The sequence below is a fragment of the Variovorax sp. F042 genome, from assembly GCF_057814215.1.
This window is the reverse complement of the sequence record NZ_JBVASX010000004.1, coordinates 354078-375612: the sequence shown is the minus strand read 5'-3', so window position 1 is coordinate 375612 and position 21535 is coordinate 354078. Positions and strand designations below refer to the sequence as shown.

The window sequence follows — 21535 nt, the reverse complement described above, 5'->3', positions numbered from 1 at the left end:
TCAGTGCCGCAGTATCTTGCCGACGAACTCGCGGGTGCGTGCCTCGCGGGGTTCGTCGAAGATCTGCCGCGGCGCGCCGATCTCGACCACGTGCCCGTCGGCCATGAAAACGACCTTGCTCGATACCTCGCGCACGAAGCCCATCTCGTGCGAGACGATGAACATCGTCATGCCCTCGGCCGCCAGGAGCCGCACCGTGTCCAGCACTTCGTTGACGAGTTCGGGGTCGAGGGCGGCCGTGACTTCGTCAAGCAGCAGGATGCCCGGCTGCAGCGCCAGTGCCCGCGCGATTGCAACGCGCTGCTGCTGGCCGCCCGACAGCTGGTCGGGGTACGCCTTCAGCTTGGCGCCCATGCCCACCTTCTCGAGCAGCTGGATCGCATAGTCCTCGACCTGCTTGCGCGGGCGTCCCTTGACCTTGATCGGTGCGACGGTCACGTTGTCGAGCACCGTCATGTTCTGGAACAGGTTGTACTGCTGGAACACGATGGCCATCTGCGAACGCAGGCGGCGCAGCTGTTCGCGGTCGTTGTAGTCGAGCGCCTGGCCGTAGATGCGCACCTGGCCCTCGATCGGCGGCAGCAGGCCCATCAGCACGCGCAGCAAGGTGCTCTTGCCCGAGCCCGACGGGCCGATGAGGCTGACGATCTCGCCCTTGTCGACCGACAGGTTGATGCGCTCGAGTACGGTGTGTGAGCCGTAGTTGGCCTTCAGGTCAACGATTTCGAGTTGGGGCAAGCTTTTTCTCCAGGTGTTTTCCGAACCGGGCCAGCGGATAGGACAGCATGAAATAAAGGGCCAGCACGGTGCCGTAGACAAGCGTGGCCGAGAAGCCCTTGTTGTTCATCGTCTTGCCGGCAAAGGCCAGTTCGACGACACCGATCTGCGAGGCCAGCGCGGTGTCCTTGATGAACAGGACGAAGAAGCCGAAGACCGGCGGAAGAATGATCTTCCAGGCCTGCGGGACGATCACGAGGCGCAGCGTCTGCAGGTAGCTGAAGTTCATCGCCGCCGCAGCGTCCCACTGGTTGCGGTGCACCGATTCGAGCCCGCTTCGCACGATCTCGGCGATGAATGCGGTGGCGATCAAGCAGACGCTGATCAACGCCACGGTGAACATGGCGAGGTCGGCGTTGAGCCCCTGGAAGATGAAGAACACCAGCATCAGGGTAACGAGGAAGGGGATGCGCCTGAACAGCTCGACGAAGACCGTCGAAGCAACGCGCAGGGGCCGGCCTGCCGGCCGGGTGTCCAGCCTCACGGCCGCGAGCAGAAAGCCCAGCGAGAACCCGACGACGCAGCCGATGGCCGACAAGGCAAAGGTCACGCCCAGCGCCTTCGCGAAGAAGAGCAGGTTGTAGTAGCTGAAGAAACGAGGCAGCTCCTGGAGGATCTGGTCGAGCATCAGAACCACCTCATCTTGGCGCGGAAGAATCGCTTTCCGACGAAAGCGAGCGACAGCGTGGCGATCAGCGTGATCACGATGTAGAGCACCGCGGCAACCGAGAACACCTCGATCGAACGGAAGGTCTCGGAGTTGATGTTGTAGGCCCTTCCGGTGAGTTCCTCGACACCGAATACGGCCGCCATCGACGTGCCGAGGGTCATCAGGATGTACTGGTTGGACAGCGGCGGAAACAGCACGCGCACGATGTGCGGCAGGATCACGTAGCGGATGGTCTGGATGCGCGAGAAGCCCAGCGTCTCGGCGGCCTCCAGTTCAGGCAGGCGCACCGATTCGAAGCCCGCGCGCTGGATCTCTGTGAGGTAGGCACCGGCATTGAGCGTCATGCCGATCAGCACGGCCTGGTACGGCGACAGCAGGATGCCGGCATCGGGCAGCGCGAAGAAGATGAAGAAGATCTGAACCAGCTGCGGCGTATTGGTGAAGAACACCACGTAGGCGCCGACGATGCGACGCGCCCAGCGCGGGCCGTAGGCGCGCACCGAGGCACCGCCAAGGCCGAGCAGCATTCCGAGGGCAAACGCGAGGAACGCGATCTGCAGGCTCAGCCAGGCGCCGCCGATCAGATAGGGCAGGCGCTCCAGCACCGGTGTGTAGTCGAATTGCATGCCCTCCCCTCGCGGCCTTATTTATAGGTCGGTGCGGTGCGCGGATCGTGCAGCATCGGGCCGCCGAACCACTTCTTCCAGCGTTCGTCCACGTAGCCGCTCTTGTGCATTTCCTTGACGGCCGCGCTGAGTTTCTCGCGCAAGGCGTCATTGCCCTTCTGCACGCCGATGCCGCAGAAGTAGACCTCGATCGGTGCGTCCACGATGCGCCAGTCGACCTTGTGCTTGGCCGTGTGCTCGGTCATGAAGTCCATCACGTCAATCATTGCATCGGCCCGGCCCTGGGCAATGGCGCGCACCGCATCGGGGTAGTTGTCGAGCAGCAGCAGTTGCGCCTTGGGCAGCTTTTCCTGTACCAGCTTCACGGGCGTGGCGCCGCGCACCTCGACCAGTCTCACTGCCGGGTCGTTGAGCTCCATCCAGTCCTTGTAGGGTTTGGCCTTGGTGGTCAGCACGCCCAGCACCTCGGTGTGCAGCGGCACGGTGAAGTCGATCACCTTCTGGCGCTCGGCCGTGATCGTCATGGCGCCGAGCACCGCATCGATCTTGCCGCTGCTCACGAAGGGAATGCGGTCGGGCGAGCCGACCTGCACGATCTCGGTCTTGACGCCCAGCAGTTCGCCGAGCTTGCGCGCGATGTCCACATCGAAGCCGTCGATTTCATTCTTGTCATTGAAGATGCCCAGCGGAGGCAAGGTCGGATTGACGCCGATCACGAGCTTCTTGCTGGCCACGATTTCATCGAGCGTGCGGGCCGAGCTCACGGCCGGCAGGCCCATCAGCGCCGAACCCAGCGCGAGTGATCCGGCAACCAGGAGGGTGCGGCGGATGGTGTTCCTTATCTGCTTCATCGAGAAAAACTCCTAGAGGGTGAAGGTCGAACCAGTCGCCGAAGCGGCCCGGATGTCGGGAAAAACGGATGCAAGACGAATGCCAGATCGCATTTTGTCTTCAAAAAATATAAGATATATATATTGAATGTATACAATAAACTTCGAGCGGTCCAGTCCAAGCTTCCAGTTCGCGTTTACCCGTTCATTCCGTCACTTCCTCTCATGACGAAAAGCTCAACTCCTGCGATGCCATCGCTGCGCGCCGACCAGGCAGTGCAGCGCGGACCTGCGGTGCGTTTCATGGCCGACGGCTGTACGGTCGACGCGTTCGAGGGCGAGAGCGTCGCGGCGGCGCTGTTTGCCGCAGGACAGCGCGAACTCCGGCGCAGTCCGCGCGACAACGCACCGCGCGGAATGTTCTGCCTCATGGGCTCCTGCCAGGAATGCCTCGTATGGGTGGGCGGGCGCAAGCTACCGGCCTGCCAGGTGCCGGCGGCGGCGGGCCTGGAGATCGAATCGCTCGACTACCGGGAGCAGCGTCTTGGCTGAAGCGCCCCCTTCCCCCATCGATCTGCTGGTGATCGGCGCCGGACCGGCCGGCGCACGCGCCGCGCTACGCGCGCAGGCCTGCGGCCTCGACGTCCTGCTGGTCGATGAGAACTCCGACGCGGGAGGACAGGTGTGGCGTCCCCTGCCCCCGGGCTTCACGCGGGCGGCGGGCATTCGGCCCTCGGCCGAAGCCGTACAGGGCGACGCCCTGCGTGCCGAACTGAGCCGATCCGGCATCCGATGCCTGTTCGGCCACAAGGTGTGGAACGTGGGCAGCAGCCTTCGCACCGACCTTATCGGCCCCCAGGGCGTGACGAGCTGGCAGCCGCGTGCATTGCTCGTGGCAACGGGCACGACCGAGCGGGTCGTTCCCTTCGCCGGCTGGACCCTGCCCGGCGTCATCGGCCTGGCCGCCGCCACGATCCTCCTCAAGTCCCAGAACATGCTGCCCGGGCGCCGCACGGTGGTGGCAGGCAGCGGCCCCCTGCTGCTGGCTGTGGCCAGTGGCATCCTCAAGGCCGGCGGCGAGGTCGCTGCCGTGCTGGACCAGGCCAGCCGGGCCGATTGGCTGCAGACCTTGCCTTCGCTGGCAGGCCGGCCCGATCTGCTGTGGCAAGGCGTGCAATGGAAGGCGCTCCTGCGCAAGGCGCGTGTGCCGCTGCTCTATCGCCACGGCATCGCGTCAGTCGAAGCGCTCGGCGACGGATTCCGCGTTCACGCGCGGCAGGTCGACATGACCGGTGCGCCCGTTGCGCATGCCGCGCCTGTGGCTTTCGAGGCGGACGCCGTCGCGGTGGGGCACGGCCTTGTGCCCGGCACCGACGTCACCCGGCTGCTGCGCGCGCGCCACCGCTACGAAGCGGCGCGTGGCGGCTGGATTGCCGAGACCGATGCGCAGGGCCGCACCTCCGTCTCCGGTCTGTACGTCGCGGGCGACGGGGCTGGCATTGCCGGTGCCGCCGCAGCCGGCGCCCACGGCGAGCTTGCTGCCGTGGCCTGCGCCCACGATCTGGGCCGATTGACGGCCGAGGCCCACTCGCGCGAGCGCGATCGACTGCTCGCGCAATGGCACAAGCCCGCCCGCTTCGGGCGCGCGATGGCGGGTCTGATGGCACTGCGCGAAGGCGCCGTCGCGAGCATTGCGCCCGACACGGTGGTCTGCCGCTGCGAAGACGTGACCCGAGCCGAGATCGATGCCGCCGCGCGCGATGGCGCCCGCGACATGAACCAGCTCAAGGCCTGGACACGCTGCGGCATGGGCCCCTGCCAGGGCCGTACCTGCGGGGACATCGCGGGCGCCCTGCTCGCTGCTCACGCGGGCAGCCGCGAAGCCGTGGGCTGCTTCACGGGCCGGGCCCCGCTGCGTCCGGTCTCGCTCGCCGAGGTGGCCGGCAACTACACCTATGCCGACATCCCGATCCCGAAGGCGGCGCCGCTGTGAGCGGCAACGTGCGCTCCTCGGCCGCATACGACGCGGTCGTGATCGGTGGCGGCGTCATGGGCTGCTCGACTGCGCTGCATCTCGCGCAAGGCGGCATGCGAGTCGCACTGGTCGATCGCGGGCCCCTGTGCCGCGAGGCATCCGGCGTCAACGCCGGCACGCTGACGCTGCACATGACACGCGCCGCGCTGGTGCCCTATGCAATGCGCGCCTGGCAAATGTGGATGGACGCCGAGAAATGGCTGGGCATGAGCGTGCTCGCGACCCATGTGCCGGGCCTCACGCTGGCCTTTACCGAGGCCGAGTGCGAACTGGTCGAGCTGCGCGCCAAGGCGCGCCGCGAATACGGTGCGCCGATCGAAGTCATTTCGCCGGCGCGCGCGAGAGAGATCGAGCCCGGCGTGCATCCCGGCCTGCTGAAGGCAGGCTATTGCGACATCGATGGCTTCGCAAGCGCCTATCTCACGGGCCGCGCCTTCCGCCATGCACTCACGGCCGCCGGCGTCGACGTGATCGAGAACACGCCTGTCGAAGGCATCGACTCCGGGGACGCGGGCCACGTAATCCGCTTTGGCGCCGCGGCGAGCCGGCTGCCCTTGCAGGCGACGCGCGTGGTCCTCGCGGGCGGGGTGTGGATCGAGAACATGCTCGCCTGGCTCGGCGTGCAGATCCCGATCAAGGTGCTGATCAACCAGCTCATCATTACCGAGCGCGTGCGACCGGTGATGCGCACCGTGCTCAGCGTCGCCAACGGGTTGTTGTCGCTCAAGCAGTTCGCCAACGGCACCGTGCTGATCGGCGGTGGCTGGCAGGGCGAAGGCGACCGCGAGCGCGGTGGCGTCGAGGCCCGTCCGCAGAATCTCGTGGGCAACATGCGCCTGGCGGCCTATGCCCTCCCCGCTTTGGCCGAGGCCCGCATCGCGCGCATCTGGCTCGGCCTTGAGGCCGAGACGGCCGACGCCATGCCGATCATCGGCGACGTGCCCGGCGTGCCGCGGGCCTACGTGGTCGGCAGCGCCCACTCGGGCTACACCAGCGGTCCGTTCATGGGCCGGATCATGGCCCAGCACATCCTCGGGCAGCAGCCCGAACTGCCTCTTTTCGATCCCGCCCGCCTGTTGGGCATGCCGATGCCCAGCACTTGATAACCCGTTCCCATGATTCCCCAACAATCCGACGCTTTCCACGGCATCTATGCCGCCACCCTGTGCCCGCTGCTCGACGACGGCCGCATCGACGAAGCGACGCTGGCGCGTCATCTCGAGGCCAACGCCTTTGTGCCGGGCATGAAGGGCCTGCTGATCAACGGCCATGCCGGCGAGAACTTCTCGCTCTCGCGCGAGGAGAAGCGCCGGGTGACCGAGATCGCATTCGAGGTTTGCGGCGAACGATCGCTGCTGGTGTGCGGCATCAATGCCGAAGACAGCTTCGAGGCCCAGCGCCATGTCGACGACGCCAAGGCGGCCCGGGCCGATGCCGCGCTGGTCTTCCCGCCGTTCTCGTGGGCACTCTCGCAGGACTCGCGCATGGCGGTAACGCACCACCGGATTGCCAATGCCAACGCGCAGATGCCCCTGATGCTCTACCAGGCCGGCGTCAATGCAGGCACCCTCGCCTATCGTCCCGAGGTGCTGGCAGAGCTCGCCCAGATGCCGCATGTGGTCGGCGTGAAAGAAGGAAGCTGGGAGGCGGCAGCCTACGAGGCCAACCGCCGCCTGGTGAAGCGGGTGGCGCCGCACGTCGCCATGATGGCCTCGGGCGACGAGCATCTGCTGACCTGCTTCGCGATCGGCAGCGAAGGCAGCCTGGTGAGCCTGGCCGCGGTCGTTCCCGAACTGGTGATCGACCTCGACCTTGCGATCAAGCGTGGCGACCTCGCGCAGGCACGCAACTTCAACGACCGCATCTACCCGCTCGCCAAGGCGATCTACGGCACCGCGCCCGGCGGATATGCCACGGCGCGCCTGAAGACCTGCCTCAAGCTGCTGGGCCGCTTTCCGAGCGACGCCATGCGCCCCCCGATAGGACCGCTGCCGCGCGATGAAGTCGCGGCACTGGAACGTGCGCTGGCCGAGGCCGGCGTGCACGCCTGAACCGAGCCGACCAAGGAGAGCCCCGCCCATGACCCGCAAGATCATCCGCAACGGCCGCATCGTCACGGCCGTGGACGACTACACCGCCGACCTGCTGATCGACGATGGCTGCATCGTCGCCATTGGCCGCGCACTCGATGTCGGAGCCGACGTCGAGGTCATCGACGCCGCCGGCATGCTGGTGCTGCCCGGCGGGGTGGATTGCCACACCCACATGGACAACACCTTCGGCGACTCGACCACCTGCGACAGCTTCGAGTCGGGCACGCGTTCGGCCGCTTTCGGGGGCACCACGACGATCGTGGACTTCGCCTTCCAGCGCAAGGGCGTGAGCGTGCTCGAGGCCATCGAGCGGGCCCGCGCGAAGGGCGCCGACGGGGCCTGCATCGACTACGGCTTCCATGTCATCGTGACCGGCGTGGACGACCAGGTGCTGGCCGACATGCAGCACGCGATCCGGCATGAGGGGGTTTCGAGCTTCAAGATGTTCATGGCCTACCCGGGTTCGGTGATGGTCGACGACGCGGCCATCTTCCAGGCCATGCGCATGGTCGGGCAGCACGGCGGCATGATCGCCCTGCACGCCGAGAACGGGACCATCATCGAACTCCTCATCAAGGAGGCGCTCGCGCAGGGGCACACCGCACCCAAGTACCACGCGCTCACACGGCCGGCGATCATGGAGGGCGAAGCCACGCATCGCGGCATCAAGCTCGCCGAGCTCGCCGACGCGCCCGTGTACTTCGTCCATCTCTCGGCCAGGGAAGCGCTCAAGCATGTGGTCGAGGCCCGGGACATGGGGGTGCCGGTGTTTGCCGAAACCTGTCCGCACTACCTGTTCTTCGACGACAGCGCCTACGACAGCGAAGACTTCGACCTGGCGCGCTACGTGATGAGTCCGCCGCTTCGCTCCAAGGAGTCGCAGCAGGCCTTGTGGACCGCACTGCGCACCGACGACCTGCAGCTGGTCTCGACCGACCATTGCCCCTTCTGCATGAAGGAAGGGCACCTGGGGCGCGTGAACCAGAAGCCGTACGGCCGCAATGATTTCTCGAAGATCCCCAACGGCGTACCCGGCGTGGAAACACGCATGGCGACGCTCTACGACGGCGGCGTGCGCGCCGGCCGCATCTCGCTCAACCGCTTCGTCGAGCTGGTGTCCACGGCGCCCTCGAAGCTGTTCGGACTGTTTCCGCAAAAGGGCACGATCGCCGTCGGCAGCGATGCCGACCTGGTGATCTTCGACCCCGATGCGCCGCACGTCATCTCGGCGAAGACGCAGCACGGCAACTGCGATTTCACGCTGTTCGAAGGCCGGGGCGTGACGGGGCAGGTGAAGAAGGTGCTGTTGCGCGGCGAACTCATCGTCGACGGCGACCGATGGCTCGGCAAGACCGGCAGCGGCCGCTATGTGGCGCGTGGTGAATCGGGCGGCTGGTAGCTCCGTGCCCACCTACGACTACGCCTGCCCGCGCTGCGGACCATTCGTCGAACGGCGGCCGATGGCCCTGTTCGATCGGCCAGCGCCCTGCCCTGCATGCGGGTCGGAGTCCGGCCGCGTGCTGAGCGTGCCCGCTTCACTGGGTGGGCAGCGAAGCGGCGAAAAGTTGAGGCATGCTGCGGCGCAGAGCGACGGTTCGAGCTATCGGCGACTCCGGCAGAGTGGCGTTTGCGCCTGCTGTCCGCGAGCCGGTGCCTGAACCTCCAGGCGGGACCAGGCAGGCCGCGCCGACCACAGCAAGGGCGTGCAGTGGAAAACGCTCAGGTCCGCGCGATGGCAATGCCGTCGGCCAGCAACGCCTCGCGGATTCGCAGGGCAAACACGACGGCGCCGGGCTGGTCGCCGTGAAGGCAAAGGGTGTCGGCGGTCACCGGCACGTCCACGCCGTTCACGGAGCGAACGACACCCTCGAGCACCATGCGCCGCACCTGTGCGATGGCCTGCTCGACGTCTTCGATCATGGCGCCCGGCTGCGAGCGCGGCGTCAATGTGCCGTCGTCCTGGTAGCTACGGTCTGCGAAGACCTCGGAGCACACCGCCAGGCCCTTGTCGCGCGCGGCCTGGGCCATGTTCCTGTTCGCCACGAAGAGCTGCAGCGTCGGATCGAAATCGAACACCGCCTGCGCCACCGCTTCGGCGAGCGCCGGCTGCCGCACGGTCATGTTGTAGAGAGCGCCGTGGGTCTTCACGTGGTGCAGCGATGCGCCCTGGGACCGTGCAAAGCCCTGCAGCGCGCCGACCTGGTAGATCACCAGCGCGTAGACCTCGGCCGGCGACATGTCCATCGCGCGTCGTCCGAAGCCCTGGCGGTCCGGCAGACCGGGATGGGCGCCCAGCGCCACGCCGCTGGCAATGGCCGCACGCACGGTCTTCAGCATGGTGTCGGGGTCGCTCGCATGAAAGCCGCAGGCGATGTTCGCGGAGGTCACGTGCGGGAGGATCTCGAGGTCCTGCCCCATGACCCAGGGGCCGAAGCTCTCGCCCATGTCGCAGTTGATGTCGATCGATGGCATGGCAGTGTTTCCTTGTACCTTGTGAGTGGGCGCGTGCGGCTCGATGCGGGCTCAGGCGAGCGCGTGCGCGGCCATTTCCCGCACCAGCGCCAGCCGGTCTTCGAGATCGAGCCATGCCTGCTCGGCCGCATGCTGGGCCACCGGAGTGAAGCGGATGGACGCGCCCGGAAGCGCCTGGGCCAGGCGCGGGAGGTCGGCGCTCGCGACATAGGCGATCTTGGGATAGCCGCCCGCGCTTTGGCGGTCGGCCATCAGCACGATCGGCTGGCCGTCGGGCGGCACTTGCACCGTGCCGAAACTCGTGGCCTCCGAAATCATCTCCAGCGGCTGCGTGAGTTGAAGGCCGGGGCCTTCGAGTCGGTAGCCCATGCGGTTGGAGCGCGACGAGATCGCGAAGGGCTGGCTGACAAAACGCTCTCTCGCCTCGGCAGAGAAGGCGTTCCACTGCGGCCCCGGTATGAAGCGAACGCCTTCGGACGATCCGTCCGGCAGTTCGGTGCCGACGCGCGCTGCCGCCACGAACGGCAGACCGCTCTGCACCAGGATGCGCTCGAGCGCCAGCGTGGGCGCATCCGGGTCCGACGCAGCGAGCGGCACCCGGTCGTTCTTGCGTAGCGCCCGCCCCTCGTGACCGCCGAAGTTTCCGGGCAGATACGTGCTGCGACTGCCGAGCACGGGCGTCGTCGCGAAGCCGCCGCGCACCGCCAGGTACATCCGGGCGCCGCTGCTGCGCTCGCCGAAAGCCAGCGTCACGCCGCGGCGCAACAGCACGGCACAACCCATGGGAACGGGCCGGTCCCCAGCGGTGATGCGGACCTGCGCACCGCAGACGGCCAGCAGCGTGTCCCGGGTGAATTGAACGGCGGGGCCGGTCAGCGTGCATTCGAGCACGGCCGCATCGTCGGCATTGCCGACCAGCATGTTGGCAGCCCGGTGCGACCACTCGTCCATGGCACCGGTCACCGGAACGCCATGGTGCTGATGGCCCAGGCGCCCCAGGTCCTGCACCACCGAGAACATGCCCGGCTGCAGAACCTGCATGTGCGCGAACGAGCTCCTGGTCATGACCTGGGCTCCTGCATCTGCGCGAATTGCGAAGGCGAGATCGGATGGAAGCGCACCCGGGCGCCGGGCTGCATCCGCGTTGGCGGGGTCTTCGTCACATCGAACATGCTCCACGGGGTACGGGCGATCACGTTCCAGCCGCCGGGCAGCGCCGTCTGGTAGATGGACGTGATGCCGTTGGCGATGGCAACCGACCCTGCCTCCACCAGCAGGCGCGGCGTCGCGCGGCGCGGGACCTTCAGCCGGGGATCGACCGGACCGAAGAACGGGTTGCCCGGAGAGAAGAAATAGACGTAGAGCGACATCGGCGTCGCGGAATGCAGACTGACGACTTCGTCGGCCGTCAGGCCGCAGCGCCGGGCCACATCCTCCAGGTCGGGGCCGTATTCGCCGCCATAGCAGGCGGGGATGTCGATCACCTGGTCGTTCACTGGCAGCGTGGGAATATCACCGCCCAGCAGCCGCTCGATGCGCCGTGCCAACTGAAGGGACGCCGCCCCCTGGCGTCGCGCGAATGCGAGCGGCTGATAGTGCAAGGCCACGGTCGTGAATGCGGGCACCACATCGAACACGCCAGGCAGGTTTGCCGATGACAGGTATGCAGCGACGTTCTGCACGGTGCGACTGGTCTCTGCACCGACCTGATCGCCCAGACGCACCAGGAGGCATCGATCGCCCACCGGTTCGATTTGCCAGCCCGTGAGACGGTGCGCTGAGCCGCTGGCCCGACCGGGAGGAATCGTCGGCATCGCATCTTGCATGTTGGTTGAAGGTATTTTCAGGTTTGGTATGCCAGTCAGCCGAGGTGCTGCACCCACTGGGAGCCGCAACGCCTGCAATACGCCTTGCACGCCTGTCGCGCGATGTCGGCGGTGCGCAGCACGATGGGCGTCGCATTGGACTGGTGCGAGAGCGCCACGCCGAGTGAGGGTGGCGCGGGCAACGGCAGCACCACGAGCTCGCCGCGTTCGATGTGTTCCCTGACCAGCAAGCCGGGGATGATGCCGACACCGACGCCTTCCCGCACCAGCGACACCAATGCCGCCAGCGACGGTGAACCGGAGATGCGCAGATCGCCCTGCGCCATGCCCTGGCGCGCCGCGAGCTGCTGCGCGAGATTGACCGCGGCGATGTGCGGTGTCGTACCGCGCACCTGCGTCAGCAACTGGTGCGAGAGTGTCTTGCGCAGTGCGTCGCGCTTGGGGATGAGCCCGCGCCTGGCGACCCAGTGGATCGGCAACGACATCAGGTCTTCCATGACCGAATAACTGCTGCCGACCTCGTTGCTCACCCGCAGGATGAAGTCCAGGGTGCCCCGCATCAACTGGTCGGCCAGATCCACGGTGAGGTCGACCGTGAGATCGACTTCGACCTGCGGCAGTTGGGTCCGCATCGCTTTCATGAAGTCGGGCAACCAGGTATGCACGGCCGTCTCGAGCACGCCGACGCGGATGCGGCCGCCGATCGCGCTGCCGCTGGCCGCAGCAGCCTGGATGGCGCGCGTTGCCTCCAGCACACCTTCGGCATGGCGCAGCAGGCGCGCGCCATCCGGCGTGATGCGCATGGTCTTGTGGTCGTAGTCGAACAGCGTGACGCCCAGTTCCTCCTCGAGACTGCGCACACGCATCGAGATGGTCCCGGGCGTGGCATTGAGGTGCTCCGCCACGCGGCGCACGCTGCAGATGCGGGCCAGCATCACGAAGGTCTCGATGAATTTGGTGTTCACTTGCTCCTGATCCAGTGCGCGAGCGCACTACGTTGCAGCCTCATTCCCCGGTGTGGGGCGTGCGCTGTTCAATTTCTCTGAACAGTGCCCGCGCAAATTCCTCGATGGACGCGGTTCACTGCGATTTCTACAGTAAGCAAATTCCTTGCTCACTTCCCTCGAGAACCCGATGAACTCCACGATCTGGATGAATCCTGACGATCTGCGCCGCGAGATTCGGGAAGGCCGCTTCAGGGGCCCGACCGCAGGCCACAGCCCCGGCTATACACAGGGCAACCTGGCGATCCTGCCGCGCGAATTCTCCGAAGAGTTCCTGCGCTTTTGCCGCCTCAATCCGAAGGCCTGCCCGGTGATCGGCGTCAGCGAGCCCGGCGACTGGCGCGTGCCCGAACTCGGCGAGGTAGACCTGCGCACCGATGCACCGGCCTACTGCGTCTTCCGCGACGGCGAGCCGGCCGGCGAAGTGCTCGACCTGCGCGAACTGTGGACCGACGACATGGTCGGCTTCGTCATCGGATGCTCGATGTCCTTCGAAGAAGCCTTGCTGGAGGCCGGACTGCCGATACGCCACATCGAGCAGGCCACCACGGTGCCGATGTACGACACCAGCATCGCCAACGTCCCGAGCGGCCGCTTCGGCGGCACGATGGTCGTGAGCATGCGGCCGATGACGCCGCAGCAGGCCATCCGGGCGATCCAGATCACATCGCGCTTTCCTGGCGTGCACGGCGCGCCGGTGCATTTCGGCGACCCGGCGGCCATCGGCATCCGGAACATCGAGCAGCCCGACTACGGCGAGCGCTCCGAGATCCGGCCCGGCGAAGTGCCGGTGTTCTGGGCTTGCGGCGTGACACCGCAACGCGCAATTCGCACAGCGCGCCCGAAACTTGCAATCACCCACAAGCCTGGGCAGATGCTGGTCTCGGACGTCCGCAACAGCCACCTCGCGGTGTTCTGACTTTTCATCGCCTTCACGCTTCCTCCCCGATTCACCCCTGCAGTACCGGAGATTCATTCATGAAACGCAGACAAGCCCTCATTGGCATTGCCGGCACCGTGGCATTGAACGGCGCCTTCACCCAGGCCCTGGCCCAGAAAGGCGAGGTCGTCATCGGTGTGATCTACCCGTTGACGGGGTCCAGCGCGCAGGTCGGCGTGGACAGCAAGCACGCGATCGACACCGCACTTGAAATCATCAACACCGCCAGCACGCTCGACCTGCCGGGTGCCCGGAATGCCGGCCTTGCAGGCCTGGGGAACGCAAAGGTGCGGGTGGTCTACGCCGACCACCAGGGCGACCCGCAAAAGGGTCGCTCCGAGGCAGAACGCCTGATCACGCAGGAAAACGTCTGCACCATCGTGGGTGCATTCCACTCGGCCGTCTCCGCCACGGTGAGCGCCACTTGCGAGCGCTACGAGGTGCCCTATCTCTGCGCCGACTCGTCTTCCCCGAGCCTGAGCCGGCGCGGCCTGAAGTACTTCTTTCGCACCTCGGCGCATGACGAGATGTTCAGCGAGGCCATGTTCGACTTCATGGACGCGATGAAGAGCAAGGGCAAGCCGATCGGCAGCGTCGGCATCTTCTACGAAGACACCATCTTCGGCACGGACTCGTCCGCCGTGCAGCGCAAGCTGGCCAACGAGCGGGGCTACAAGATCGCCTGCGACATCAAGTACCGCGCCAACTCGCCCTCGCTGAGCGCCGAGGCACAGCAGATCAAGACGGCCAACCCTGACGTCCTGCTGCCCTCCAGCTACACCAGCGATGCGATCCTGCTGACCAATGCGATGGCGTCGATCGGCTACAAGCCGAAGAACCTCGTGACGCAAGCGGCCGGCTATATCGAGAAGCCCACGCTCGAATCGGTGGGCGACAAGCTCCAGGGCATGATCTCGCGCGCCAGCTTCTCCGCCGACATGGGCGACAAGCGGCCGTCGGCGAAGGCCGTGAACGACATGTTCAAGGCGCGCGCCGGACGCGACCTCAACGACCAGACCTCGCGGGTGTTCACCGCGATGATGGTGCTGGCGGAGGCCATAGACCGCGCCAGATCGGTCGAGCCGAAGAAGATCCGCGAAGCGTTGGTTGCCACCGACATTCCCGGCGAGAAAACCATCATGCCGTGGAAGCGCGTGAAGTTCGACGCCACGGGCCAGAACACATTTGCCAGCCCCGTGCTGATCCAGTTCAAGGCAGGCAAGTTCTCGACGGTGTTTCCGTTCGAAGTCGCAACCGCGACGCCGGTCTGGCCGATGAACCCATGACCGCCTCCACCCTGCCGCAGATCCTGGCCACCGGCTTGCTGATGGGGCTGATCTATGCCCTCATCGCCGCCGGGCTCTCGCTCATCTTCGGGCTGATGGACGTGGTGAACTTCGCCCACGGCGAGTTCCTCATGCTCGCCATGTACGCGACCTTCGGCTTCGCGGTGTTCGCGCACCTCGATCCGGTGCTCTCGCTGCCGCTGGTGGCGGCCGTCATGTTCATCGTCGGCGCGAGCGTCTATGCAGGCGTGGTGCGGCATGCGATGCGCTCCAAGGTCAACACGGGCATGGTCCAGATCTTCTCCACCTTCGGCCTGGCGACGCTGATCCAGGGCGGTGCGCAGTTCTTCTTCACGCCGGACTTCCGCAATGTCGACCACACCTGGCTCAGCGCGAAGACGCTCGATCTCGGCGGCATCTTCCTGCCCTGGTCGCAGATCTTCGGTGGCCTCATCTCGCTGGTCGCCTTCGGCGGCCTGTACCTGATGATGACGCGCACCGACTTCGGCCGGGCGCTGGAGGCCACGCGCGAGGACAAGGGCGCGGTCGCGCTGGTCGGCATCGACAGCAACCGCGTGTTCGCGCTCGGCTGGGGCCTGGGTGCGGCGCTGGTCGGCGTGGCAGGCGCTGTGCTCGCGACCTCGTACGCCATTCATCCCCAGGTGGGCGCAGGCTTTGCGACCATCGCCTACATCACTGTCGCGCTCGGCGGCTTCGGCAGCGTGTTCGGCGCGCTCGTCGCGGGCATCGTCGTCGGGCTGGTCGAAGCCCTCACTGCCAACATCCTGCCGCCGGCCATGAAATCGATGGGCATCTACGCGCTCTATCTGGTCGTCATCTTTCTTCGCCCGCAGGGGCTGTTCGGGAAGCTTTGATGTCCATCCCATCTTCCCCTGCGGCCGTGCCGTCTTCTTCGTCTTCTTCGTCTTCTTTGCTGGCCGGCGTCACCCGGCATCGGCGCCGCCAGCTCATCGAGGCGGTGGTGGTGTTCGCACTCATCGCCCTGCTGCCCCTGCTGGTGAAGAACGCCTACCTGCGCAACGTGATCGTGCTGACGCTGATGTACGCCGCCCTTGCGCAGAGCTGGAACATCCTCGGCGGCTACTGCGGCCAGATCTCGCTCGGCCACGCGCTGTACTTCGGCGTTGGTGCGTATGCGGTCAGCAAGCTCTATGTGAGCTACGGCGTGCTGCCCTGGTTCGGCATGCTCGCCGGTGGCGGGCTGGCGGTGTTGCTGGCCCTGGCGCTCGGCTACGGCACCTTCCGGCTGAAGGGCCACTACTTCTCGATCGCGACCCTGGTGATTGCCGAGATGGGGCTGCTGATCGTCCACAACTGGGACTGGCTCGGCGGCGCCACGGGCATCCAATGGCCCTTCGGCCCTGACAGCTGGGCCACGCTGCAGTTTGCGCGAGACAAGACGCCCTACATCTTCTTCGCGCTCGGGCTGCTCGTCGTGACCTGGCTGCTGACCTTCTTCATCGAAGGCTCGAAATGGGGCTACTGGTGGCGCGCCGTGAAGGACCACCCCGAAGCTGCCGAAAGCCTCGGCGTGACCGTGTTCCGGTCCAAGATGGCGGCCGCCGCGCTGTCGGCCTTCTTCACCGCGATTGGCGGCGGTTTCTATGCGGCCTTCGTGTCCTACGTCGATCCCGACAGCGTGATGCACTTCCGGTTCTCGCTGCTGATGGTGTTGCCCGTGGTGCTCGGCGGCATCGGCACGCTGTGGGGGCCGATCCTCGGCGCTGCGATCCTCGTGCCGCTGTCGGAGTTCACACGCAGCTACGTCGGCGGCTCCGGCGGCGGCCTCGACCTGATGCTGTACGGCGGCCTCGTCATGGCTGTGGCGCTGCTCAAGCCCGAAGGGCTGATCAAGCTGTTCGCCAGGAAGACCCGGATCCGGGAGGCTGCACGATGAGCATCGACATTCTTCTGGAGACCATCGACGTCACGCGCCGCTTCGGCGGCCTCGTCGCGAACCGTGACGTGAGCATCCGCGTGCACCGGGGCGAGATCCTCGGGCTGATCGGGCCCAATGGCGCGGGCAAGTCGACCCTGTTCAACCTGATCGCCGGCGCCTATCTGCCGACCTCGGGCAGCATCCGCTTCGACGGCCGCGACATCACCGAACTGCCGGCCACGCGCCGCTGCGCGCTCGGCATTGCGCGCACCTACCAGGTCCCGCGCTCCTTCGATTCCATGACGGTGCTGGAGAACGTGATGGTCGGCGGCTTCGTGCGCCACGCCTCGTCGAAGGCGGCTCGCCTGGCCGCACTGCAGGTGCTCGACTTCACCGGCCTCTCGCGCACGGCCGGCACCCTCACCGGCGAACTCACGCCACCCGAGAAGCGCCGCCTGGAGGTTGCACGGGCGCTGGCCACCGAACCCAAGCTGCTGCTGCTCGACGAAGTGCTCACGGGCCTCACGCCGAGCGAGGCGCAAATGGGCGTCGAGCTGATCCGGCGCGTGCGCGACGCGGGCATCACCGTCGTCATGGTCGAGCACGTGATGCAGATCGTGATGCCGCTGGTCGACCGCGCCATCGTCCTCAACCTGGGCACCGTCCTTGCCAGCGGCAGCCCCGCCGACGTCGTGCGCGACCCGGCGGTGATCTCCGCCTACCTTGGAACACGCCATGCTGCTTGAAGTCAATGGCCTGACAACGGCCTACGCCGGCATGGTCGCCATCGCCGATATTTCGGTGTCCGTGAACGAAGGCGAGATCGTCGTCGTCGCCGGTGCCAACGGTGCCGGCAAGTCGACCCTGCTCCAGTCGATTGCCGGGCTGGTCAAGACGCAGTCGGGCCAGGTCCGCTTCGCCGGCGAGGCCATCGATGCCCTGCCCGGCCACCAGATCGCCGCGCGCGGGCTGGCGTTCGTTCCCGAGAGCCGGCGGCTGTTTCCGCGCCTGTCGGTGGAAGACAACCTGCGCCTGGGCAGCTACCTGCATCGCAAGAAGGCAGACCGCGACGCACCGCTGGCCCAGGTGTTCACGCTGTTTCCGCGCTTGAAGGAGCGCCTGAAGCAACGGGCGGAGACGCTGTCGGGTGGCGAGCAGCAGATGCTGGCCATCGGCCGCGCCTTGATGACGCGGCCGCGTCTTCTGATGCTTGATGAACCCTCGCAAGGAATCATGCCCAAGCTGGTCGACGAAATCTTCGAGGCGGTCCTGACGATTCGCAAGGCTGGCGTGACTGTGCTTCTGGTCGAGCAGCGCCTGGCTGAAAGCCTGGAGATCGCGGAGCGTGCCTACGTGCTGCAGACAGGCCGGCTGATGCTGTCAGGCAAGGCAGCCGAGGTGCGCGACAACCCCGAAGTACGTCGCGTGTATCTGGGCATGTGACCCCCCCTTCGCAGCATCAACCGAGGCCATTCATGAACCATCGAGTCACTCGTCGTACCTTTACCCTGCTGGCGTGCGGCGCGGGGGCTCTTTCCTCCGTACGCGGTGCAACTGTTTGGCGGATTGCAACGGGATACCCGCTGGAGAACTTTCACACGGCCAATCTCATCGCAATGGCCAAGGATGTTGAGCTCGCGACGCAGGGGCAGCTTCATATCGACGTCTATCCCAAGAACTCCCTGTATGCGCTGAATGCCATCCAATCCGCCGTGCAGGATGGAAAAGTCGAAGCTGGCGAAGTCATCATGAGCAGTCTTGTCGCCGACCTTCCGATCGCGGGCGCAGATTCGGTTCCATTCATCACCGACAGCTATGCCGATGCACTTCGGCTCTGGCGAATTCAGCGCCCCCTGATCGAGAAAGCCTTCGCAAGCCGGGGACTGGAGGTTCTGTATGCCGTGCCGTGGCCACCGCAAGGCTTGTACTCGACCCGACCGCTTGGCGGATTGGGGGACATGCGTGGCATGCGAATGCGCACGTTCAACGCAAACACTGCAAAGATCGCAACGCTCATGGGCACCGAAGCCGTCGATGTTCCAGCTACAGAACTCAACAAGGCACTCGCTGATGGACGCATCGACTGCATGATGACGTCCGCCGTAACTGGAGTGGAAAGCCGTGCATGGCAGTCCATGCACTACTTCTACGAAATCAATGCGTTCTTTCCCAAGAACATTGTGTTTGCCAACAAGAAGGCATGGGACGCCATTGGCGCCCCATTGCGCGAGGCATTGAAGAACGCGAGCGCAGCGGCAGAACTTCGCGGATGGTCCAACAGCGCATCGGTTGCCGCTCAGTCCCTGGAAGAGTTGAAGCGAAGCGGCATGAAGATCGAATCACCTTCCTATTTGTTCGGCCGAGACGTCAAGCGTCTCGGGGAACGTTTTTCGCTGGATTGGGTGAAGCAAGTAGGCGTATCCGCCAACGATGTCTTCATTCCCTATTTCGACAAGCGATAGATATCTCCCGGATCCGTCTCGCGACGCCGGAAATCCAGCTCCTGAAGAACTTCTGCCGTGCCGCGGACAAGACGGGTGGCCGGACGCGCGGTCGGTGTCGCAAGCACCAATGCATTCCAGATGCTGGGCGGCCCGATCGGCGCCCGCGGCAATGCCTCGCCGCCGGGTGCGCCGAGGGCACTCTCCGGAAGAATCGTGCACCCGACCCCGGTTGCAACGAGCGCAAGCACGGTGTGGACAGCTCCCACCTCCGCAAGCACCTGGAGCTCGATGCGACGCGGGCCAAGGACGGAGTCGAGCAGGTGCCGGATTGCGTTTGGCGCGCTGGGCAACACCATCGGGTAGTTCGCGAGTGCCGCCAGTCCGACGCGAGCCGGCAGCTTGCTCTTGGGCGGCGCGACCAGCAATAGCTTTTCGCGCATCAAGGGCTGAAAGCTCAGCTGGGGCGAAGCGGCGGGATCGAACAGCAACGCCAGATCCAGCCGCCCCGCGATCAGGGATTCGCGCAGCGAGACGCTCAGGCCTTCGAGGATGGTGATGACTGCGCGCGGAAACCTCTCCCGGAACTGCTGGATCAGGGGCGTGCTCAAGCCCAGGGCCACCCGCGGCGGCATGCCGACCACGATACGGCCGCCGGGACTCTCATCCAGTTCCTGCAATTCGTCGCGGGCACGGCGGGAGATGTCCAGCATCGCGCGTGCGTGAACGAGCAGCGCAGCGCCTGCATCCGTCGTGGTCACGCCGCGTCCGGTTCTCACCAGCAAGCGTTGCCCGAGATCTGCCTCCAGCAAGGCGATCTGCCTGCTCAAGCTGGGCTGCGCGAGGTTGAGCGCTACCGCGCCGCGGCTGAAGCTCCCCGCATCGACCACGGTGACGAAATACAGAAGCTGGCGCAATTCCATAGGAATTCAGCATAGCTGATATAGGCATGTTGTCCTTACGCCGGTGGCTATCGATGGGGAAACTGCCTGCATGACCTTCCCCCTTCCCCCAGGCGCCTGCAACGCCCACTGTCATGTGTTCGGGCCCGGCGCGCGCTTTCCTTACGCCCCGGACGCCGCCTCCATTCCCGAAACAGATGCGCCCAAGGAAGCCCTGTATGCGCTGAACGACCGCCTCGGCCTGCAACGCTGCGTGGTCGTGCAGTCGACCTGCCACGGCTTCGACAACCGCGCCGCCGAGGACGCCGTTGCGTCGCGGCCCTCGAGCTACCGCGCGATCTCCCTGCTGCCGACCGACGTCGACGACTCAGAACTCGAGCGGCTCCACGCCGCAGGCTTTCGTGGCGTCCGCTTCAACTTCATGGGCCACCTCGGCCGGCACGCGGACATGGAGGGGATCCTGTCGTTGGCGGGCCGCTTCGCGCCGCTTGGCTGGCATCTGCAGATTCACGGCGATCCCGCGCTGCTCACGGACCTGGCGCCCGCACTGCGTCGCTCGCCCACGCCGGTGGTCATCGACCACATCGGGCGCATCGATGCGGCGTTGGGTCTTGACCAGCCGGACTTCCAGGCGCTGCTGCGGCTGATGGCGGACGAGCGCTTCTGGGTCAAGGTGAGCGGCATGGACCGCATCACGCGGCTGGGCCCACCCTACGCCGACGCCCAGCCCTTTGCCCGAACGCTGGTCGCCGAGTTCGGCGACCGGGTCGTATGGGGCAACGATTGGCCGCACCCGAACCACGCCGGCCCCATTCCCGACGAGCAGCAACTTGTCGACCTCATTGCCGAGATCGCCCCCACGGAATCTGCGCGCCATGCGCTGCTGGTCGGCAATCCGGAACGCCTCTATCAGTTTGGAGACAGGCCATGAGCCTCCGATTCGAGAACAAGATCGCCATCGTGACCGGCGCCGGTTGCGTCGGCGCCGGCTGGGGCAATGGCCGCGCCATCGCCGTGCGCCTCGCCCAGGAGGGCGCCAGGGTCCTGGCGGTCGATCGCGATCGCGCCCGGCTCGACGAGACGCTCGAGCTGGCCGGTGACGTCCGCGCGTCGATCACGCCATGGGTCTGCGACGTCACGAACAGCGAGAGCGTGGCGGCCATGGCGGCCGCGTGCCTGGACGCGTACGGGACCATCGACGTCCTCGTCAACAACGTGGGAGGGTCCGCGGCGGGCGGGCCGGTGGAGTTGGCCGAAGAAGCATGGGATCTGCAGGTCGACACCAACCTCAAGAGCGTGTTCCTGACCTGCAAGCATGTACTTCCCACGATGCTGGCGAAGGGCGCGGGTTCGATCGTCAACATCTCTTCGACTTCCGGCCTGCGCTGGACCGGCAGTGCACAGGTGGCGTACGCCGCGACCAAGGCCGGCGTCATCCAGATGTCGCGCGTGATCGCGGTCCAGCACGCGGCCAAGGGTGTCCGGGTCAACAGCGTCGTGCCGGGACAGCTGCACACGCCAATGGTCGAAACACGCCTGGCGAAGCAGCGCGCAGGCGGCGACGTCGACGCACTGCTGGCCCAGCGCCAGAAACGCATTCCACTCGGCTTCATGGGCGACGGCCGGGACACCGCGAGCGCGGTACTGTTCCTGGCCAGCGACGAGGCACGATTCATCACCGGCACCGAACTGATCGTCGACGGTGGCATGACCGCGCGCTGCGACTGAGATTC

Annotated in this window: 24 protein-coding genes; 15 read left to right on the top strand and 9 right to left on the bottom strand. The window is 66.1% G+C overall.

Annotated features, from left to right (window positions below):
- The 4 genes from ACZYSP_RS17145 to ACZYSP_RS17130 are packed head-to-tail and all read right to left on the bottom strand — an operon-like array spanning position 1 to position 2924.
- Positions 1–738, bottom strand: coding sequence for an amino acid ABC transporter ATP-binding protein (locus ACZYSP_RS17145; RefSeq protein WP_093078206.1), 738 nt, complete (start codon positions 736–738; stop codon positions 1–3).
- The gene (locus ACZYSP_RS17140; RefSeq protein ID WP_093078204.1) at positions 716–1405 is read right to left on the bottom strand and encodes an amino acid ABC transporter permease; all 690 of its coding nucleotides are present in this window, start codon (positions 1403–1405) and stop codon (positions 716–718) included. The genes ACZYSP_RS17145 and ACZYSP_RS17140 overlap by 23 nt, the downstream gene beginning before the upstream one ends.
- Positions 1405–2073, bottom strand: a complete 669-nt coding sequence (locus tag ACZYSP_RS17135) for an amino acid ABC transporter permease (protein WP_093078203.1) — start codon at positions 2071–2073, stop codon at positions 1405–1407. The genes ACZYSP_RS17140 and ACZYSP_RS17135 overlap by 1 nt, the downstream gene beginning before the upstream one ends.
- Positions 2074–2090: 17 nt before the next feature.
- Positions 2091–2924: a transporter substrate-binding domain-containing protein gene (locus ACZYSP_RS17130; protein WP_093078201.1), complete on the bottom strand. Its 834-nt coding sequence runs from the start codon at positions 2922–2924 to the stop codon at positions 2091–2093.
- Positions 2925–3128: 204 nt separating this feature from the next.
- On the opposite strand from ACZYSP_RS17130, the gene ACZYSP_RS17125 reads away from it, so the two are divergent.
- From ACZYSP_RS17125 to ACZYSP_RS17100, 6 genes are read left to right on the top strand one after another with little or no spacing between them, the layout of a single operon-like run.
- Positions 3129–3455: a (2Fe-2S)-binding protein gene (locus tag ACZYSP_RS17125; protein WP_093078199.1), complete on the top strand. Its 327-nt coding sequence runs from the start codon at positions 3129–3131 to the stop codon at positions 3453–3455.
- Positions 3448–4896, top strand: coding sequence for an FAD/NAD(P)-dependent oxidoreductase (locus tag ACZYSP_RS17120; protein ID WP_093078198.1), 1449 nt, complete (start codon positions 3448–3450; stop codon positions 4894–4896). The genes ACZYSP_RS17125 and ACZYSP_RS17120 overlap by 8 nt, the downstream gene beginning before the upstream one ends.
- Positions 4893–6041, top strand: coding sequence for an NAD(P)/FAD-dependent oxidoreductase (locus ACZYSP_RS17115; protein WP_093078196.1), 1149 nt, complete (start codon positions 4893–4895; stop codon positions 6039–6041). The genes ACZYSP_RS17120 and ACZYSP_RS17115 overlap by 4 nt, the downstream gene beginning before the upstream one ends.
- Before the next feature lie 12 nt (positions 6042–6053).
- Entirely contained in the window at positions 6054–6989 is a 936-nt protein-coding gene (locus ACZYSP_RS17110) for a dihydrodipicolinate synthase family protein (RefSeq protein ID WP_093078195.1), read from the top strand.
- A 28-nt stretch (positions 6990–7017) separates the two neighbouring features.
- Positions 7018–8430, top strand: a complete 1413-nt coding sequence (gene hydA / locus ACZYSP_RS17105) for a dihydropyrimidinase (protein ID WP_093051948.1) — start codon at positions 7018–7020, stop codon at positions 8428–8430.
- Positions 8399–8689 carry an FmdB family zinc ribbon protein gene (locus tag ACZYSP_RS17100; protein ID WP_256216838.1) on the top strand — a complete coding sequence of 97 codons (291 nt, stop codon included), beginning with the start codon at positions 8399–8401 and terminating at the stop codon, positions 8687–8689. The genes hydA and ACZYSP_RS17100 overlap by 32 nt, the downstream gene beginning before the upstream one ends.
- A gap of 61 nt (positions 8690–8750) precedes the next feature.
- Here ACZYSP_RS17100 and ACZYSP_RS17095 read toward each other — a convergent pair whose 3' ends face one another.
- The 4 genes from ACZYSP_RS17095 to ACZYSP_RS17080 are packed head-to-tail and all read right to left on the bottom strand — an operon-like array spanning position 8751 to position 12294.
- A complete protein-coding gene (locus tag ACZYSP_RS17095; protein WP_093078193.1) occupies positions 8751–9503 on the bottom strand; it encodes a LamB/YcsF family protein in 753 nt (250 codons plus the stop codon).
- 51 nt (positions 9504–9554) lie between these two features.
- Complete coding sequence (locus ACZYSP_RS17090) at positions 9555–10568, bottom strand: 5-oxoprolinase subunit C family protein (RefSeq protein WP_256216837.1); 1014 nt, start codon at positions 10566–10568, stop codon at positions 9555–9557.
- Positions 10565–11329, bottom strand: a complete 765-nt coding sequence (gene pxpB / locus ACZYSP_RS17085) for a 5-oxoprolinase subunit PxpB (RefSeq protein WP_256330809.1) — start codon at positions 11327–11329, stop codon at positions 10565–10567. Before pxpB ends, ACZYSP_RS17090 begins: the two co-directional genes overlap by 4 nt.
- Before the next feature lie 35 nt (positions 11330–11364).
- The gene (locus ACZYSP_RS17080; RefSeq protein ID WP_093078190.1) at positions 11365–12294 is read right to left on the bottom strand and encodes a LysR family transcriptional regulator; all 930 of its coding nucleotides are present in this window, start codon (positions 12292–12294) and stop codon (positions 11365–11367) included.
- Between the two features lie 169 nt (positions 12295–12463).
- Between ACZYSP_RS17080 and ACZYSP_RS17075 the strand changes: the two genes are divergently transcribed.
- From ACZYSP_RS17075 to ACZYSP_RS17045, 7 genes are read left to right on the top strand one after another with little or no spacing between them, the layout of a single operon-like run.
- Positions 12464–13252, top strand: a complete 789-nt coding sequence (locus ACZYSP_RS17075; RefSeq protein WP_093051961.1) for a putative hydro-lyase — start codon at positions 12464–12466, stop codon at positions 13250–13252.
- A gap of 59 nt (positions 13253–13311) precedes the next feature.
- A complete protein-coding gene (locus ACZYSP_RS17070) occupies positions 13312–14559 on the top strand; it encodes an ABC transporter substrate-binding protein (RefSeq protein ID WP_093078188.1) in 1248 nt (415 codons plus the stop codon).
- Positions 14556–15434 carry a branched-chain amino acid ABC transporter permease gene (locus ACZYSP_RS17065; protein ID WP_093078187.1) on the top strand — a complete coding sequence of 293 codons (879 nt, stop codon included), beginning with the start codon at positions 14556–14558 and terminating at the stop codon, positions 15432–15434. The genes ACZYSP_RS17070 and ACZYSP_RS17065 overlap by 4 nt, the downstream gene beginning before the upstream one ends.
- Complete coding sequence (locus tag ACZYSP_RS17060; protein WP_093078185.1) at positions 15434–16477, top strand: branched-chain amino acid ABC transporter permease; 1044 nt, start codon at positions 15434–15436, stop codon at positions 16475–16477. The genes ACZYSP_RS17065 and ACZYSP_RS17060 overlap by 1 nt, the downstream gene beginning before the upstream one ends.
- Complete coding sequence (locus ACZYSP_RS17055; protein WP_093078184.1) at positions 16474–17205, top strand: ABC transporter ATP-binding protein; 732 nt, start codon at positions 16474–16476, stop codon at positions 17203–17205. The genes ACZYSP_RS17060 and ACZYSP_RS17055 overlap by 4 nt, the downstream gene beginning before the upstream one ends.
- Entirely contained in the window at positions 17195–17902 is a 708-nt protein-coding gene (locus tag ACZYSP_RS17050) for an ABC transporter ATP-binding protein (RefSeq protein ID WP_093051974.1), read from the top strand. The genes ACZYSP_RS17055 and ACZYSP_RS17050 overlap by 11 nt, the downstream gene beginning before the upstream one ends.
- A 32-nt stretch (positions 17903–17934) precedes the next feature.
- Positions 17935–18921 carry a TRAP transporter substrate-binding protein gene (locus ACZYSP_RS17045; protein ID WP_093078182.1) on the top strand — a complete coding sequence of 329 codons (987 nt, stop codon included), beginning with the start codon at positions 17935–17937 and terminating at the stop codon, positions 18919–18921.
- On the opposite strand, the gene ACZYSP_RS17040 is transcribed toward ACZYSP_RS17045, so the two are convergent.
- On the bottom strand, positions 18903–19823 hold the full coding sequence (locus ACZYSP_RS17040; RefSeq protein ID WP_093078181.1) for a LysR substrate-binding domain-containing protein: 921 nt from the start codon (positions 19821–19823) through the stop codon (positions 18903–18905). The genes ACZYSP_RS17045 and ACZYSP_RS17040 overlap by 19 nt on opposite strands.
- Positions 19824–19893: 70 nt before the next feature.
- Here ACZYSP_RS17040 and ACZYSP_RS17035 point away from each other — a divergent pair, with 70 nt between their 5' ends.
- On the top strand, positions 19894–20733 hold the full coding sequence (locus tag ACZYSP_RS17035) for an amidohydrolase family protein (RefSeq protein ID WP_093078179.1): 840 nt from the start codon (positions 19894–19896) through the stop codon (positions 20731–20733).
- Positions 20730–21530 (top strand): SDR family NAD(P)-dependent oxidoreductase, encoded by an 801-nt coding sequence (locus ACZYSP_RS17030; RefSeq protein WP_093078178.1) that lies wholly within the window; start codon positions 20730–20732, stop codon positions 21528–21530. Before ACZYSP_RS17035 ends, ACZYSP_RS17030 begins: the two co-directional genes overlap by 4 nt.
- Positions 21531–21535 lie beyond the last annotated feature (5 nt).